Source organism: Vibrio sp. 10N.222.55.C6 (assembly GCF_041473395.1).
GTDB lineage: Bacteria > Pseudomonadota > Gammaproteobacteria > Enterobacterales > Vibrionaceae > Vibrio > Vibrio crassostreae_C.
In genome coordinates this window covers 72,873-87,261 of sequence record NZ_JBFRSD010000001.1, presented here as the reverse complement: position 1 = coordinate 87,261, position 14,389 = coordinate 72,873, and the positions used below count along the sequence as shown (strand labels likewise).

Sequence of the window (14,389 nt, the reverse complement as noted above, 5' to 3'; positions counted from 1 at the left end):
TATTTAACTAGGTCAATTTGCTAGGAGATGGGTGCTGTGACGAGATATTCATCAAGTTTTGACGATATGATAACCAGTATTGATGTAAAAGCGAAAAATATGTGATGTATTTCAATTTTTTCTGGATTTTTTTATGCATTTAGGGAATAATCCGCCTCCCTTAGACGTCCCTAATGGCTTGAAGTGTTTTATTACTGCTTCGTAACTCTGAATGGAATCAGTATCTGATTGGATCAGTATTGGAATTGATAGAGCTCCCGGGACCTTTTGTTTACTTATATATAGTGGGATCCCAATGTCCGAATCTGTAATTCAATTTAATGAATTAGCCCTAAACGATAACATTCTTTCAGCTCTTGATAGCATGGGTTTCGTTTCTCCGACTCCAATCCAAGCAGCAGCTATTCCTCTTCTTCTTGAAGGCCGTGACGCACTAGGTAAAGCACAGACTGGTACTGGTAAAACAGCAGCATTCTCTCTGCCTTTACTTAACAAAATCAACCTGAACCAACACAAACCACAAGCAATCATCATGGCTCCTACTCGTGAGCTAGCGATTCAAGTTGCTGCGGAAATCAAAAACCTTGGCCGTGATATCAAAGGTCTTAAAGTTATTGAAATCTACGGTGGTGCTTCAATTGTTGACCAAATGCGAGCTCTAAGCCGCGGTGCTCACATTGTTGTTGGTACTCCAGGTCGTGTTAAAGACTTACTAACTCGTGACCGTCTACACCTAGATGAAGCACACACATTTGTTCTTGATGAAGCAGATGAAATGCTGAAAATGGGCTTCGTAGATGACGTTACTTGGATCCTAGAGCAAGCTCCAGAATCTGCACAACGTGTACTTTTCTCTGCAACTATGCCTCCAATGGTTAAGACTATTGTTGACCGTTACCTACGTAACCCGGCTAAAGTTGACGTTGCTGGTACTAACCACACAGTTGATAAAGTAGCGCAGAACTTCTGGGTTGTTAAAGGCGTAGAAAAAGACGAAGCAATGTCTCGTCTTCTAGAAACTGAAGAAACTGACGCGTCAATCGTATTCGTACGTACTCGTCAAGACACTGAGCGTCTAGCTGATTGGCTATCTGCACGTGGCTTCAAAGCTGCTGCACTGCACGGTGATATTCCTCAGTCTCTACGTGAGCGTACTGTTGATCACATCAAACAAGGTGTTATCGACATCCTAGTTGCAACTGACGTTGTAGCTCGTGGTCTTGATGTTCCACGTATCACTCACGTATTCAACTACGACATCCCATTCGATGTTGAATCTTACATCCACCGTATTGGTCGTACTGGCCGTGCTGGACGTAAAGGTAAAGCGATCCTACTAGTTCGCACTAACCAAATTCGCATGCTTCGCACAATCGAGCGCGTAACTAAGTCTCAAATGGAAGAAATTCAACTTCCTCTACGTGACCAAGTTGCTGCTGCACGTGTTGCTAAGCTTGGCGCTGAACTTGAAACTGAGAAAGAAAGCAAAGCACTAGAAAACTTTGCAGGTCTTATCTCTACTCTTCAAGAGTCTCTAGAAGTTGATGCTGCTACTCTAGCTGCAATGCTTCTTAAGCGTCAGCAAGGTAAGAGCCCACTATTCTACGTTGGCGAAGACCCAATGATCGCTGCTATTGAGCGTGATAAGAACCGTCGCAAAGAGCGTCGTGAAGATCGTGACAACGGCCGTGACGGTGGTGGTCGCAACTTCAATACTCAAGATTGGGATACTTACCAACTACAAGTTGGCCGTGAGCAAGGCGTTCAGGTTAAAGACATCGTTGGCGCACTAGCAAACGAACTTGGCCTAACTAAAGGTTCTATCGGTGCTATCAAGCTAGACCAAGGTTCTACTTACGTTCAACTGCCAAAAGCAATGAACTCTGAAACTGCTGGTAAGCTAAGCAAACTTCGCATTCGTCAAAAAGAAGCTGGCGCTGTAGTTGTTGATTTCAATGACTTCCGTGAGCCTCGTCGTGGCGGCGGCGGTCGTGATGGCAACCGTGGTGGCAACCGTGGCGGTCGTGATGGTGGCGGCTACCGTGGTAACCGTGAAGGCGGCAACCGCGAAGGTGGTAACCGTGAAGGCGGTCGTGGTGGATACCGTGGCAACCGTGATGGTGCTCGCGATGGTAACTCTGCTGGCGGACGTGATGGCGAACGTCGTTTCGACCGTAACCGTGGTGGCGATCACCGTGGTAACTTCCGTGGCGAACGTGGCCATGGTAACGGCAATGGCGGTGGTAACCGTGGTCGTCGTCCAGAGCGCAACGAAGGTTAATCAACCTGTCGCTTAGACGCTTTAGGTCTAGACACTGAATTTAAAAGCCGAGCGTAATGCTCGGCTTTTTTGTGCCTGCTATTTGAACTTAAGCTTTGGTTGGCTCGATATTCGTAGCTAACTTACTTTAATCAAGCTTCGTTCCTGTAACTATGCTTCGTCCATGAAACTAAGCATCGCGCCTAGAACGAATGTTAGTGGCAAAACTTAGCTGTATCGCGTTCTAAGTCTATACCAAAAGAACGTGCTACAAGATGCTGAAACAAAGAGTGAAGGCTATCTAAGCGTCGTTACAGTGCATCTATTCGTAGAGTTGTGCTCGAAGGCAATCAAAATAAGATCAGATCACTATTCTCAACTTCAGTGAGCTTTTTGATGCAAACACTGAGCAATTGAGAAATCGAGCAAAAAGTTATCGGTAATGATAAGCAGACGAAAGGAAAGGGTGGTTGTTTTTCAAGCGGATCACCTGCATTTGTTCGAGTCGCTTTAATTAACTGAATCAAGTTAAAAATAACGTGAGCACTCGTTTGCGTCACCTGTTCATTAATTTTCTTATTCAACTATTTTTTAATTCCGCTCTCGAAATAAATAATTTAATGACCAAGATCAACTTAATTGTGTTCATTTAGTGATTTTTTCAAAACAAAAGTTGAAAGATTCAAAAATTATTGAATAATGGACTTAACTAAAATTGAAGTAAACACTTCATCCAATTCGTACTGAAACAGGATCCATATCCAATGTCTAATTCGTTTGTTCTGGTTATTAACTCGGGTAGTTCATCCCTAAAATTTGCTGTAATCGATTCTGTTTCTGGTGAAGCAGTATTAAGTGGCCTAGGGGAGTGTTTTGGTCTTGAAGATGCTCGTATGAGCTGGAAATTCCAAGGCGAGAAAACTGAAATTGCCATTCAAGGTGAAGATAACCACCACAAAATTGCCATTGGCAAATTGGTTGGCCTGATGGAAGACCTAGGCTTCACGGCTGATATCGTGGCTATCGGTCACCGTATCGTTCACGGCGGTGAGAAGTTCACTCAAACGGTTCGCATTACTGAAGAAGTAACGAACGAAATTGAAAGCCTATCTGACCTAGCTCCACTTCATAACCCAGCAGGTGCTATCGGTATCCGTGCTGCAATTGAAGCTTTCCCTTCTCTACCTCAGTTCGCTGTATTTGATACTGCTTTCCACCAAACAATGCCTCAACGTGCATTCACTGGTGCAATCGCAAAAGAGCTATACACAGACTTCGGCGTACGTCGCTACGGTTTCCACGGCACTAGCCACTACTTCGTTAGCCGTGAAGCTGCGAAGATGGTTAACAAGCCAATCGAAAAATCGAGCTTCATCTCTGTTCACCTAGGTAACGGCGCATCTGTATGTGCTATTAAAGATGGTAACAGTGTTGATACTTCTATGGGCTTCACACCACTTTCAGGCCTAATGATGGGCACACGTTGTGGTGACCTAGACCCAGGCATCATCGAATACCTACTTAAGAAAGGCTGGTCACAAGAGCAAGTATTTAACTCTCTAAACAAGGAGTCTGGCTTCCTTGGCGTGTCTGGTCTTACGAGCGATGCTCGTGGCATCTTAGAAGCAATGGAAGAGGGCCACGAAGGCGCTAAGCTTGCGTTTGAGGTGTTTACTTACCGCGTAGCGAAATACGTTGCTTCTTACCTAGCAACGCTAGATTCTTTAGACGGTATCATCTTCACTGGTGGTATCGGTGAGAACTCTCTACCAATTCGTCGTGAGATCTTAAACAACCTTAAGATTCTAGGTTTCGTTGAAGATGTAGCAGGTAACGAATCTGCTCGCTTTGGTGCTGAAGGGATCATCGCTAAGTCTGAAATGTTAGACGCAGTAGCAATGGTTATCCCAACCAACGAAGAATTCGTGATTGCTCAACAGTCGGTAGAACTTCTGTAATCTGAACTGAAGTCTAAGCAAGAAAAAGACAATCAAAAGCGAGCCCAAGTGGCTCGCTTTTTGTGTCTAGTAAAGATGCGTCTGAATGTTTTAACAGGGGGATAGCCTACAAGGCGATCGTGAAACAGTTTTAGAACAGAGCTTAAATTGCGACTCATCGGGTGATCTGGAAGCGCTAAGGTTATTTAGTCCCTGAGCGGTAGTTTGGATCTGTCCAGCATCGAGGTAACTCTTCCCCTGACATAAACATCAGTTCGGACTTTTTAAACATCTCAGGGTCTTGCTGTTCTTCGCCTGCTTGAAACCGACCTTCGATACTGTCTTGAAATAAGTTGGTTAATTTGGTCATTTCAGTTACATCAACGAGGTCACCGGTTTTTTCTCTTTTAGAAACATTTTTTTGCCCTCAATCTAATCGGTCACCCCAAATTATAATTGCTATTTGGAAAATGAGAGTCTTTTCAATTCCGGCACTTCTTGACTAAGCAGACCCCAGAGCTACGCTTATGATCATCGACAACCCAATCGATGAACAAACTTATCCTCAACAAATAAATGGAGTCGCGATGTCATCTGCCCATATTGCAAACAATCTCAGTGAACTGATTGGCGATACCGATCTTGTTAGAATCAACAGTCTTTCAGAGATATCAGGTTGTGAGATTCTTATTAAGTGCGAACACCAGAACCCGGGTGGTTCGATTAAAGATAGAGCGGCACTTCAGTTGGTTATGGATGCAATAGAAGCCGGTAAGCTTAAGCCGGGAATGACAATCGTTGAAGGTACTGCTGGTAATACGGGAATAGGACTTGCTCTGGTCGCTAAATCCCTTGGTTACAAAATGTTGGTGGTGATGCCAAAAGGGCAGGCACAAGAGAAAGAGCGCATGATCTCGCTTTATAATGCTGAACTGTTATTGGTCGACCCTTGTCCTTTTGCAAACCCTGAACATTTTTACCACACGGCTAAGCGGATTGGTGTCGAAAATGAGAGTTATTGGTGGGCAGATCAGTTTGAAAATCTCAGTAATTATCGAGCGCACTATTTAAATACTGGACCTGAGATCTGGCAGCAAACACAGGGGAATATTGATGCTCTAGTTTCAGTGGTGGGGACGGGTGGAACCATTGCCGGAAACTCACACTATCTATCTGAGCAGCAACCCAATCTCGAAACTTGTTTAGTTGACCCAAATGGGTCCGGCATTTATTCGTTTCTACGTAATGGACACTATCAATCAACGGGAAGTTCGTTCACGGAAGGCATAGGGATCATGCGAACGGTTGAAAATTTCAGGCAGGCAAAAATCAATCGTGCCATCACGCTTCCCGATCAGGATTTGGTGACGATATCCCGCCTTGTTGCGGAACATGACGGTATTCTTCTAGGAAGCAGTTCGTCGTTGAACGTAGCAGGTGCGCTATACGCTGCGGCTAGAATGGGGAAAGGGAAAACCATCGTTACATTTAGCTGTGACCTTGCTGAGCGCTCGTATTCGAAGCTGCACAACGAAACGTTTCTGAAAGAAAAAGAGATACAGCTTAATAAAGAAAACCTCTCTCAACTATGGGCTCGTTATCAAGCCGAAGATGGCAGCATGGTCGTCAACGTATAGTCGCTTTAAGTTAGTAACAGCCAGTGGTCTGCCAGCTCTTTCGTTAGCGCTGAACATCCGGTTAGAGCTAAACATCCGTTAGCACCAAATCCGGCACTATTGCTTGTTATTAGGGTAGTGAATCACATTATGAAATACGGCGTTTCCTTCACCGATATTTTTGTAGGCATGGGTCTGGTTGGCATTGAAGCGAACGGCTTGTCCTGCGCGTAACGTATGCCACTCATCATCAAACATCACGGCCATCTCTCCTGAAATGCATAAGATGTGCTCAGTGACGCCTGCGTTATGTGGGGCGGATTCATGCTGGTAATCGGGTGCTAGGGTGAGTTCGAATATTTCAAATCCTAGTGCTTCCTCAAAAGGAAACAACAAACTGACGAAAAAGCCAATGTTGTATTCCTCATGTCTTAGTTCGTTTGCATCTCTGAATAAACTCGTCAGTTCACTGTTTGGGCTAGCCGCGATAAAGCTCGAAAGTGACACCTCAAATCCAGAAGCTATCTGCCAGAGCTTAGCGACTGTCGGGCTGGATTCTCCACGTTCAATTTGTCCTAACATTGCTTTACTCACGCCTGTTGCTTTCGCTGTTTTGTCTAAGCTCCAGCCTTTTTCTTGGCGAAGGCGTTTCAAGTTAACGCCGACTTTAATTTCTGTTTGCATATTTTCTCTACAAGTTTTTCAAAAATTAGTTGTGCGTTATAGCGCACGGGTGCTAAGTTCAGTCTATGGACGTTATAACGCACACAGGAATAAATTAACATGACTAAGCTAAAATTTTCTCACGTCAGTACCGGCTTTATCGCTGTTTTCATTGGTTATGCGAGCGCCGCGGCGATTATTTTCCAAGCGGCAATGAGTGCTGGAGCAACCGAAGAACAAGTGGCGTCATGGTTTTGGGCGTTGGGGGTTGGCATGGGCGTAACCACAATACTGCTCTCGTTTCATTACAAGAAGCCTGTGGTTACAGCGTGGTCGACGCCTGGAGCGGCGTTGTTAATCACATCTCTTGAAGGGCTGACAATGAATCAGGCAGTAGCCGTGTTTTTGTTCAGTTCGATGTTGATCACGTTGGTTGGATTGGTGGGGATATTTGAGAAAGTCCTAAAACAGATCCCAACATCGATTGCCTCAGCGATGCTCGCGGGGATTCTATTGCAATTCGGTTTGGGTTTGTTCACGTCGCTAATGGAAGAGGCACAAGTCGTAGCGGTCATGCTCGCTGTATTTATTCTGGCGAAAGCGCGGTTAGGAAATTTACTGATCCCAAGCATTTTCATCATCGCATTGGTCATGTGTGTGGGTTTTGGCAAACTCGATGTTAGTCAGGTGACTATGGGATTAACGACCCCAGTGTTCATTTCGCCCGATTTTGAGTTCTTTTCGTTGTTTAGTGTTGGTATCCCATTGTTTATAGTGACGATGGCTTCACAGAACTTACCGGGATTTGCGGTTCTAAAAGCGAATGGATACCAAGTTGATTCATCGAAGATCATTACCACCACCGGGGTAACAGGTTTGATCTTCGCACCGTTTGGTGGCTTTGCGTATAACCTTGCAGCGATTACGGGCGCTATTTGTATGGGCCCGAATGCGGATAGTAACCCCAAGACACGTTATATGGCTGGGATCTGTATGGGCGGGTTTTACTTGTTAGCTGGTGTGATGGGGATGTCATTTGTGTCGCTGTTTAGCGCCGTACCCTCCGAGATTGTCATTGCGGTTGCTGGCTTAGCGGTGATGCCCACCTTGATGAATTGCCTTGCGGTATCAATGGCAGACAGTCACTACAGAGAACCCGCACTGCTTACTTTCTTATTCACCGCTTCTGGCACCAATTTACTGGGAATCGGTAGCGCATTTTGGGGTTTGTGCATCGGGTTGTTTTGTTGCTGGTTACATAATTACAAAGCTAAGTCGCGTGGAGCAAACAAGACTTCGCAAACTTCGTCGTAATCAAGCGACCCAAGATTAGGATCAGGTTCGCTGTGAATTAGAAACATCAGCAAGTTGTTTGAGTAGTAAGCCCAGTCATACTCGTGACTGGGCTTGCTTACAAAGGAATAAAGCTACTTAACTTCGTATCTCAGTAGCACTTCATTATCGAGAACGACATTTGTCGACCAGATAAAGCTTGCGCCAGCACCACTGAATTTTTCGATAAAGTTCATGTACGCTTTTTTATTGTTCACGCCAATATCGTCTTCTGAATATACCGATGCTAGAGGCCAAGATGTTGAATCGAACTCTTGGTTCATCCAGTTGGTTGGTGTTTCCCAATGAGCGGCGTAGGCATCTTGACCGTGGTCAGTTCCTTCCGTGGTGCAGCTTTCAGAAAGACGCTTCCCGTCCACTTCACTCAAACAAGTCAGGTCATAAATCGGTGAGGTATAAAAGGTTTGTGCTTGCCAGTCTGGACCTGTCACGGTTCCGTCACTAAAGCTCGCGATAAAGCCACCATCACCAGCGTGGTATGCCTTTCCGCGGTTATCTTCGCTGCCAAGACCTAGGTTTTCTTCCCAATCAATCACTTTCACCGCAATCGTGTAAGGCTTCTTCACCTTAAATTTGACGATGTTTGAGTTAAACGGTGTGAAAGGAACGGTGTCTACCGCGATTAACTTGCCGTTGATATAAAGTTCGAAATAGTTATCGGCAAAAATATAACCTGTTATTTCCTCACCGTCTTGATCCACAACAGCTACCGGTACAGAGCTTTGATCGACTTCGGCTAGGCTGCTTGGCGTGGTGTTTGAGCACTCTTCATAAAGATCAAAGGCTTTCGGCCCTGTCGCAAAGTTGTTCTTGGCTGGAACCGTCCAAACCTTTCCTTCTGAGTCCATAATTTCCCCGACGCCCGCCACTCGGCTACGTCCGTTTGCACACTCAAAGAGATTCGATTCAACAGTGGTCGCCACACCTTGAGTAATACTCGCTGAGCCTTGGTAATCACTGATGTTGCTGACCGAAGGCGTATCTGATGATGGTGAGCAGCCTGTAGCGAGCAAAGCAACCGATGAAAGGGCAAGGGCTTGATATTTTTTGATGATCATTGATTGGGTATCCTAAATGGGTGATTTAAATAAGCGTGGTTCAAAATAAGCCAAGTGCAAGTAAGTTAATTGAAAACAAAGCTATTTCAAACAAATCCGAGCTAAGTAGCTAAGTAGCTAAGTAGCTAAGTAGTTAAGTAAGCCGTGAACTCATAGCTGATAGCTGGAACGACGAAACTAAGCAAGAGCCAAAGCAATTGTGAGGTACCACGCTTATTATTTGATGAGGCATATATTACCCGTACAAATGTAAACAAGCGTAAAGCTGAGTAAGCATGCGCAAAACAGCGCTTTTATAGGATGATCACATCAGCTTGCGCGGAGCTTGAAAAAATACTTAGAACGAAGCGGTTTCAGGTTGTGATTGAGATAGTATTTTGCTACAAAACGCGCATAATCTCGCTATACAACATTTAAAGAAGAATTTACCTATGACTACCTTTCAATACTACTTTCACCAACTGCCTTGCTTCGACTGTAAAAAAACGACAGTAAGTACTGATCTTGGTTGGTTAACGCCTGCGATGAAAGACGATGCTATCGCACAAGTGACAGCAACACTTGCCCAAGGCGAGGTCACTCCTGATCTTTCAGCGGACGTGGTTTGTACGAAAGATGAAGCGCGTGAGTATTTACTACTGAACTTCTTCGGTTATTCAGAAGAAGAGCTAGCAAGCGGAATCGAAGCGGATGATGAAAAAGAAGTGGTAGACGAAATCGCAGAGCTAGTAGAAGAAGGTAAAGACACCATCACCTTCGAACATGAGATTGCTCTTCAGTGCTGTGCAGACTGCGATGTTGAAGACGAGTCAAACTAAGCTCTTGTATTAAGAGTATTAAACTAAGTACTCTTATTAAGGTTCATCATGAAGCTATGATGTTCTAATGATGAAAGGCGTTAGCGAATTGAGTTCGCTAACGCCTTTTTTGTCTCTCTGTTTCTTATCTTTAAGCGGCATTCAATCTTAAGATGTTGTGCTTTCTATGATGCCTTGTTTGCTCAGTTGCGAAAGGATCTCAGCGGTCTTCTCTCTGAATAAATCTCTCAGTAGACGCACAGTCGGGGTGATGGATTGACGACTTGGACACACTAACCACAGCTCGGTAGGGGTCGGCTTAAACTCAGGCATAACTTTAACCACTTCGCCTGAAAGCAGATGAGGTGACATGTCTAAACAAGATTTTATTGCCACTCCTTTACCCGCGATACACCAACGTCTTACAAGGTCTGCGTCGTTCGAAGCGCGATTTCCTTTTAGTTTCACTTTATGATCTTGAGTACCATCGTTAAACACCCACTCGTCTTGCAACATGTCATGGAGTTGGTAAAGCAAACCATTGTGCTGAGCTAAGTCACTCGGGTGTTTTGGTGTGCCCATTTCAGCCAAGTATTCAGGAGCCGCACACAATATCCTCGGCACATCGCATATCTTGAAACCATACATGTTCGCATCGGTCGGAGAGCCGTAACGCAGCGCCATATCGACGGAATCTCGGTAGAAGTCGATATTGCTATCGCTGATGCTAGTACGAAGCGTCGCCTTTGGGTATTCAAGCAAGAACTCATCTAACCAAGGTGTGATTAGGTTGCGTCCTAGATCCGATGAAAGCGCAATTCGAATTTCACCATCAAGAATCCCGAGCTCTTCGCGCATGTTGAGCTTCGCTTGCTCCAACATCTTTAAGGCTTGTTCGCATTCCGGTAAATAACGCTCGCCAGCTGAAGAGAGCCTTAGGTGGCGCGTGGTTCTTACAAATAACTCCGCACCGAGTGCCGCTTCAACACGTTTTACCGCTGCACTTGCTGTGGCAGTACGCATATCGAGGTTGGTGGCTGCAGCGGTGATACTGCGAAACTCCGCCACTTTCAAAATGACCTGTAAGTCTTCAAGAAGCATTTCGTTTCCCTGTTCTGAACCTTGAATCGGTTGTTCGGTTACCCATAAATTAGGCATTTTCAAATTGCTAATCTTAGTATTTTTCCTGCGCATATACATCTTATTATCAAAAATCATTTGATAATAATTCAAATATTAGGCTGTTTATCTAAAGCGAGAATTCTCTAAGATTCAATTATCGAATTTAAGGAGAAGTATCATGTCATTACCATTAACAATGAAAGCAATCGGATTTACTCAATCACTTGCGATTACAGAACAAGACAGTTTATTTGAGTTTGAAACGAGTCTTCCCGAACTAAAAAATAATGACTTGCTGGTAAAAGTGAGCGCGACTTCTATTAACCCTGCTGACGCAAAAATTCGTATTCGTAGTGCCAAAGACAAAACACTCGAACAACCAAAAGTGTTGGGCTATGACGCAGTCGGTGAAGTTGTTGGCAAAGGTGCTGACGTTGAAGGCTTCGAAGTCGGTGACCGTGTGTACTATGCAGGTGACGTAACTCGTATGGGCGCTAATGCCGAATACCAAGCTGTGGACTACCGTATTACCGCTAAAGCGCCGAAGAGCCTTTCTGATGAAGCTGCAGCCGTTATGCCACTAGCAACGCTTACGGCTTGGGAAGCATTGTTTGACCGCTTGCGTGTTCGTCCTGAAGAGAAAAAGTCTATCCTGATCATTGGTGGAGCAGGCGGTGTTGGTTCAATTACGATTCAACTGGCTAAGCAACTGACCAACCTAAATGTTATCGCAACAGCTTCAAGACCCGAAACTGAACAGTGGGTAAGGGATATGGGGGCGGATTATGTGGTGAACCACCGTAACCTTGTCGAGTCTGTGCGAGAGCAAGGCATTCAACATGTCGACTACATTTTCAATGTTGCAGACACAAAAGGGCACTGGGATGCGATGGTTGAATTGATCGCACCGCAAGGCATGATCAGTTCGATTGTTGAATTTGATGGTGGCATTGACTTGTCAGCGCTGCAAGGCAAATCAGCAGGCTTTGTTTGGGAGCTGATGTTTACACGTTCACTGTTTAACACCGAAGATATCCAGAAGCAGCAAGACATCCTATTCCAAGCCGCGAATCTGATTGATGCGGGCCGTATTAAATCGACGCTAACCTCGACCCTAAATGGCTTTAGTGTGGAAACACTTAAAGATGCACACCAACGTATTGAAAGCAGTGCCTCGATTGGTAAAACAGCTATCAAATACTAATTGCTGATGTTTTAATCCGCCGTTGTTTTGAATTGTTGACGGTTTAAATAGAAGAAGCCCCTGATATCTGATTGCTAGTCAAAAGGTTTCAGGGCTTTTGTTTGTTTTCAGTTTAGTCAGCTTCTGGTGATGTGATAGGTTTCGATGTTCTGAAGTGAAGCTGTATTAGGTCTAGCTCAAAAGGCGAGGGCTGTTTGTCCGCAATCAAAAAAACTATTTGTTTGATGTCTCGTGCCTTAAGTTCCGGCGCATCGCTCAGTAGCCGACCTCTGAACACCGCTTGAAAATCATTGAAGTGGAACACCTTGTTAAGCCGCACTCCCTTTATCGTAACGAAATCGTGTTTGTATTGAACTCGATTACCATCTTTCGATGTTGTGAGCCTCAGTTGGTAGGTGCGACCATCACCAACGAAAACTAGCTCTGCGCTATCTATTTCATGGGCTGGTGATTCAATGGAGCGCTTTACAGAACTGAAACCACCATTGTTTTCTAACGATAGCTCGCCCCTAAATCGGCTCATATCATCAAGATAAATGAGCCCGCCCGTTGAGATGCCACCCATTACATCGTCGTTGGTCGCTGTCCAATTCTTGTGTTCGTTCGGTTGTATAAAATCAATCATACCTATGCCTGCTACAGATACTTGAGACCATAAAAAGGAGAGGCTGAGTACTAGCCAAAAAGGGTGTCTTCGCTTAAGCAATGAAGCCGTTTCGTTCATGATTGTCTCCGTTAGCCGTTAGCCGTTAGTCTGTTCGCGTTTTATGGAGAAGGTTCAGTGGCAAGCATACCCATACAATGCTCAATAAATTCAGAGTAATTTGAAGCGTTGTCGTACTCAATTTTTAGCGAACCGTGAAACATCAGCGTCACCGTGACGTCTTTATAGCTTAGCCAACAGGTGTAACCGTCGTAATCATGCCAAGCCGTCATTTCGCCAACTAGATATTTGTTGTCCCGTTGCTCACCGGAAGAGCGAATAAACTCAAATACTCTGAGAAATTCAATAATGGTGATTCTGTTGTCCATGTGTTACTCCCGCTGCGTCATCTTTGAGAATAGGCTGATCTTTGGTGTTTAGATTGCCTACGTCTTTCTTTCATATCCTTACGGCTTACCTCTGTGCCCCGATCACTGAAAGGGTCTTACCTTCTCGATAAACCGCTGTTTTCTAATATTTCATCATCATTCCATACATCTGTTCAATCCAGAGCGAAGCGTGCGTAACAAACTCGAATAACAACGTTAACCCTCAAGATAAAGACGAGCTTAATTTGCGTTTATGGTGGTTAATTAAAATTAGAGTCGATAGGATAAATAGCATCGGAGCCTTGTTATTGGCTGAAATGGAATCTACAGAAAGTGCGTGTCAACATGATAGAAAAACTGAAAAAGGAATGGTTTCTTGTAGGGATGGTGGTGGCTATGGTCGTTGCTGTTTTTACGCCGGATTGGGGCAAATCGGGTGGGGTACTTCATCTCGATACGGTGACTGTTCTCGGCATCGCTTTGGTGTTTTTCTTACACGGTTTGGGTTTGTCTCCCAAAGCCATTCTTGAGGGGCTTTCGAATTGGAAGCTGCATGTTTTTGTACAAAGCGCGACATTCTTAGTTTACCCACTGCTTTGGGTGATATTCGGGCAAGGCTTTGTCGCTTATATGCCAGCAGCTCTGGCCTTTGGTTTCTGTTACCTCTTCGTATTACCGAGTACGATTTCGTCTTCGGTCGCGATGACGGTGATTGGAAAAGGAAACCTACCGGGTGCGATATTCAATGCATCACTTTCTAGTATTTTAGGCGTGTTCATTACGCCTCTACTGATCCAGCTCTTTATGGGATTGGAAGGTGCAGAGCTAAACCTGATGGAATCGGTGATCTCTATATCTAAAATGCTGCTATTGCCAATGATTGTCGGCCAGTTGATGCGCCCGTTACTGTTTGAATGGACTCAGAAACACAAGTCAGTGGTCAATAAGTTAGATAAATACGTGATACTTCTGATTGTCTACAGTGCTTTCTGTGACTCTATTGAACACGGTATTTGGAGCGACTTTTCACCAATGCTGTTGTTGCTGTCAGCGGTGATTTGTTTAGTGGTATTGATGGTGATGGTACACGGCATTCAATGGAGTGCCCGAAAGGTTGGATTCAATCATCAAGATGAAGTCGCGGCAGTATTCTGTGGTACTAAGAAGACCTTAGCGGCAGGTATTCCTATGGCTAAGGTGATCTTTGCTCACAACCCTAATCTAGGGATGATATTACTGCCAATCATGCTTTATCACCCGATTCAGATCTTTTACTGTGCAGTGCTAGCCAACCGTTACGCCAAGGTTGATACACAATCTAGTTAAACTTGTTTGTTGTTACAAGTA

The 14,389-nt window shown here is 44.6% G+C and carries 13 protein-coding genes; 7 read left to right on the top strand and 6 right to left on the bottom strand.

Features of this window, described 5'->3' with window-relative positions; genetic code table 11:
• The first annotated feature begins 211 nt into the window (after window positions 1-211).
• Both AB4486_RS00375 and AB4486_RS00370 read left to right on the top strand, forming a co-directional pair.
• Entirely contained in the window at window positions 212-2,281 is a 2,070-nt protein-coding gene (locus tag AB4486_RS00375) for a DEAD/DEAH box helicase (RefSeq protein WP_080582207.1), read from the top strand.
• Between the two features lie 743 nt (window positions 2,282-3,024).
• Window positions 3,025-4,218 carry an acetate/propionate family kinase gene (locus tag AB4486_RS00370; protein WP_017064366.1) on the top strand — a complete coding sequence of 398 codons (1,194 nt, stop codon included), beginning with the start codon at window positions 3,025-3,027 and terminating at the stop codon, window positions 4,216-4,218.
• Between the two features lie 181 nt (window positions 4,219-4,399).
• On the opposite strand, the gene AB4486_RS00365 is transcribed toward AB4486_RS00370, so the two are convergent.
• Window positions 4,400-4,567, bottom strand: coding sequence for a hypothetical protein (locus tag AB4486_RS00365; protein ID WP_017062447.1), 168 nt, complete (start codon window positions 4,565-4,567; stop codon window positions 4,400-4,402).
• A 217-nt stretch (window positions 4,568-4,784) separates the two neighbouring features.
• Between AB4486_RS00365 and AB4486_RS00360 the strand changes: the two genes are divergently transcribed.
• Window positions 4,785-5,834, top strand: a complete 1,050-nt coding sequence (locus AB4486_RS00360) for a cysteine synthase A (RefSeq protein ID WP_372116126.1) — start codon at window positions 4,785-4,787, stop codon at window positions 5,832-5,834.
• A 96-nt stretch (window positions 5,835-5,930) separates the two neighbouring features.
• Here the strand turns inward: AB4486_RS00360 and AB4486_RS00355 are convergent, their stop codons facing one another.
• Window positions 5,931-6,497 (bottom strand): helix-turn-helix domain-containing protein, encoded by a 567-nt coding sequence (locus tag AB4486_RS00355; protein ID WP_017070515.1) that lies wholly within the window; start codon window positions 6,495-6,497, stop codon window positions 5,931-5,933.
• A 99-nt stretch (window positions 6,498-6,596) separates the two neighbouring features.
• Here AB4486_RS00355 and AB4486_RS00350 point away from each other — a divergent pair, with 99 nt between their 5' ends.
• Window positions 6,597-7,790 (top strand): benzoate/H(+) symporter BenE family transporter, encoded by a 1,194-nt coding sequence (locus tag AB4486_RS00350; protein WP_102333938.1) that lies wholly within the window; start codon window positions 6,597-6,599, stop codon window positions 7,788-7,790.
• A gap of 113 nt (window positions 7,791-7,903) precedes the next feature.
• Here AB4486_RS00350 and AB4486_RS00345 read toward each other — a convergent pair whose 3' ends face one another.
• Window positions 7,904-8,887, bottom strand: a complete 984-nt coding sequence (locus AB4486_RS00345; protein ID WP_102333937.1) for a hypothetical protein — start codon at window positions 8,885-8,887, stop codon at window positions 7,904-7,906.
• Window positions 8,888-9,318: 431 nt separating this feature from the next.
• Here AB4486_RS00345 and AB4486_RS00340 point away from each other — a divergent pair, with 431 nt between their 5' ends.
• Window positions 9,319-9,705 (top strand): hypothetical protein, encoded by a 387-nt coding sequence (locus AB4486_RS00340; RefSeq protein ID WP_102333936.1) that lies wholly within the window; start codon window positions 9,319-9,321, stop codon window positions 9,703-9,705.
• A gap of 147 nt (window positions 9,706-9,852) precedes the next feature.
• On the opposite strand, the gene AB4486_RS00335 is transcribed toward AB4486_RS00340, so the two are convergent.
• Window positions 9,853-10,785: a LysR family transcriptional regulator gene (locus AB4486_RS00335; RefSeq protein WP_059017350.1), complete on the bottom strand. Its 933-nt coding sequence runs from the start codon at window positions 10,783-10,785 to the stop codon at window positions 9,853-9,855.
• Window positions 10,786-10,984: 199 nt separating this feature from the next.
• Here AB4486_RS00335 and AB4486_RS00330 point away from each other — a divergent pair, with 199 nt between their 5' ends.
• Window positions 10,985-12,010 carry a zinc-binding alcohol dehydrogenase family protein gene (locus AB4486_RS00330; RefSeq protein WP_371722172.1) on the top strand — a complete coding sequence of 342 codons (1,026 nt, stop codon included), beginning with the start codon at window positions 10,985-10,987 and terminating at the stop codon, window positions 12,008-12,010.
• A 112-nt stretch (window positions 12,011-12,122) separates the two neighbouring features.
• On the opposite strand, the gene AB4486_RS00325 is transcribed toward AB4486_RS00330, so the two are convergent.
• Both AB4486_RS00325 and AB4486_RS00320 read right to left on the bottom strand, forming a co-directional pair.
• Entirely contained in the window at window positions 12,123-12,734 is a 612-nt protein-coding gene (locus AB4486_RS00325) for a CIA30 family protein (protein ID WP_372116123.1), read from the bottom strand.
• A 41-nt stretch (window positions 12,735-12,775) separates the two neighbouring features.
• Entirely contained in the window at window positions 12,776-13,042 is a 267-nt protein-coding gene (locus tag AB4486_RS00320) for a DUF3081 domain-containing protein (RefSeq protein WP_017068432.1), read from the bottom strand.
• A 345-nt stretch (window positions 13,043-13,387) separates the two neighbouring features.
• On the opposite strand from AB4486_RS00320, the gene AB4486_RS00315 reads away from it, so the two are divergent.
• The gene (locus tag AB4486_RS00315; RefSeq protein WP_032545880.1) at window positions 13,388-14,368 is read left to right on the top strand and encodes a bile acid:sodium symporter family protein; all 981 of its coding nucleotides are present in this window, start codon (window positions 13,388-13,390) and stop codon (window positions 14,366-14,368) included.
• The last annotated feature ends 21 nt before the right edge of the window (window positions 14,369-14,389 follow it).

Coding starts and splice junctions, on each gene's coding strand:
- AB4486_RS00315 (WP_032545880.1), top strand. CDS start 13,388: ATGATAGAAAAACTGAAAAAGGAATGGTTTCTTGTAGGGATGGTGGTG.
- AB4486_RS00325 (WP_372116123.1), bottom strand. CDS start 12,734: ATGAACGAAACGGCTTCATTGCTTAAGCGAAGACACCCTTTTTGGCTA.
- AB4486_RS00370 (WP_017064366.1), top strand. CDS start 3,025: ATGTCTAATTCGTTTGTTCTGGTTATTAACTCGGGTAGTTCATCCCTA.
- AB4486_RS00345 (WP_102333937.1), bottom strand. CDS start 8,887: ATGATCATCAAAAAATATCAAGCCCTTGCCCTTTCATCGGTTGCTTTG.
- AB4486_RS00350 (WP_102333938.1), top strand. CDS start 6,597: ATGACTAAGCTAAAATTTTCTCACGTCAGTACCGGCTTTATCGCTGTT.
- AB4486_RS00375 (WP_080582207.1), top strand. CDS start 212: ATGGAATCAGTATCTGATTGGATCAGTATTGGAATTGATAGAGCTCCC.
- AB4486_RS00360 (WP_372116126.1), top strand. CDS start 4,785: ATGTCATCTGCCCATATTGCAAACAATCTCAGTGAACTGATTGGCGAT.
- AB4486_RS00355 (WP_017070515.1), bottom strand. CDS start 6,497: ATGCAAACAGAAATTAAAGTCGGCGTTAACTTGAAACGCCTTCGCCAA.
- AB4486_RS00335 (WP_059017350.1), bottom strand. CDS start 10,785: ATGCTTCTTGAAGACTTACAGGTCATTTTGAAAGTGGCGGAGTTTCGC.
- AB4486_RS00365 (WP_017062447.1), bottom strand. CDS start 4,567: ATGACCAAATTAACCAACTTATTTCAAGACAGTATCGAAGGTCGGTTT.
- AB4486_RS00330 (WP_371722172.1), top strand. CDS start 10,985: ATGTCATTACCATTAACAATGAAAGCAATCGGATTTACTCAATCACTT.
- AB4486_RS00340 (WP_102333936.1), top strand. CDS start 9,319: ATGACTACCTTTCAATACTACTTTCACCAACTGCCTTGCTTCGACTGT.
- AB4486_RS00320 (WP_017068432.1), bottom strand. CDS start 13,042: ATGGACAACAGAATCACCATTATTGAATTTCTCAGAGTATTTGAGTTT.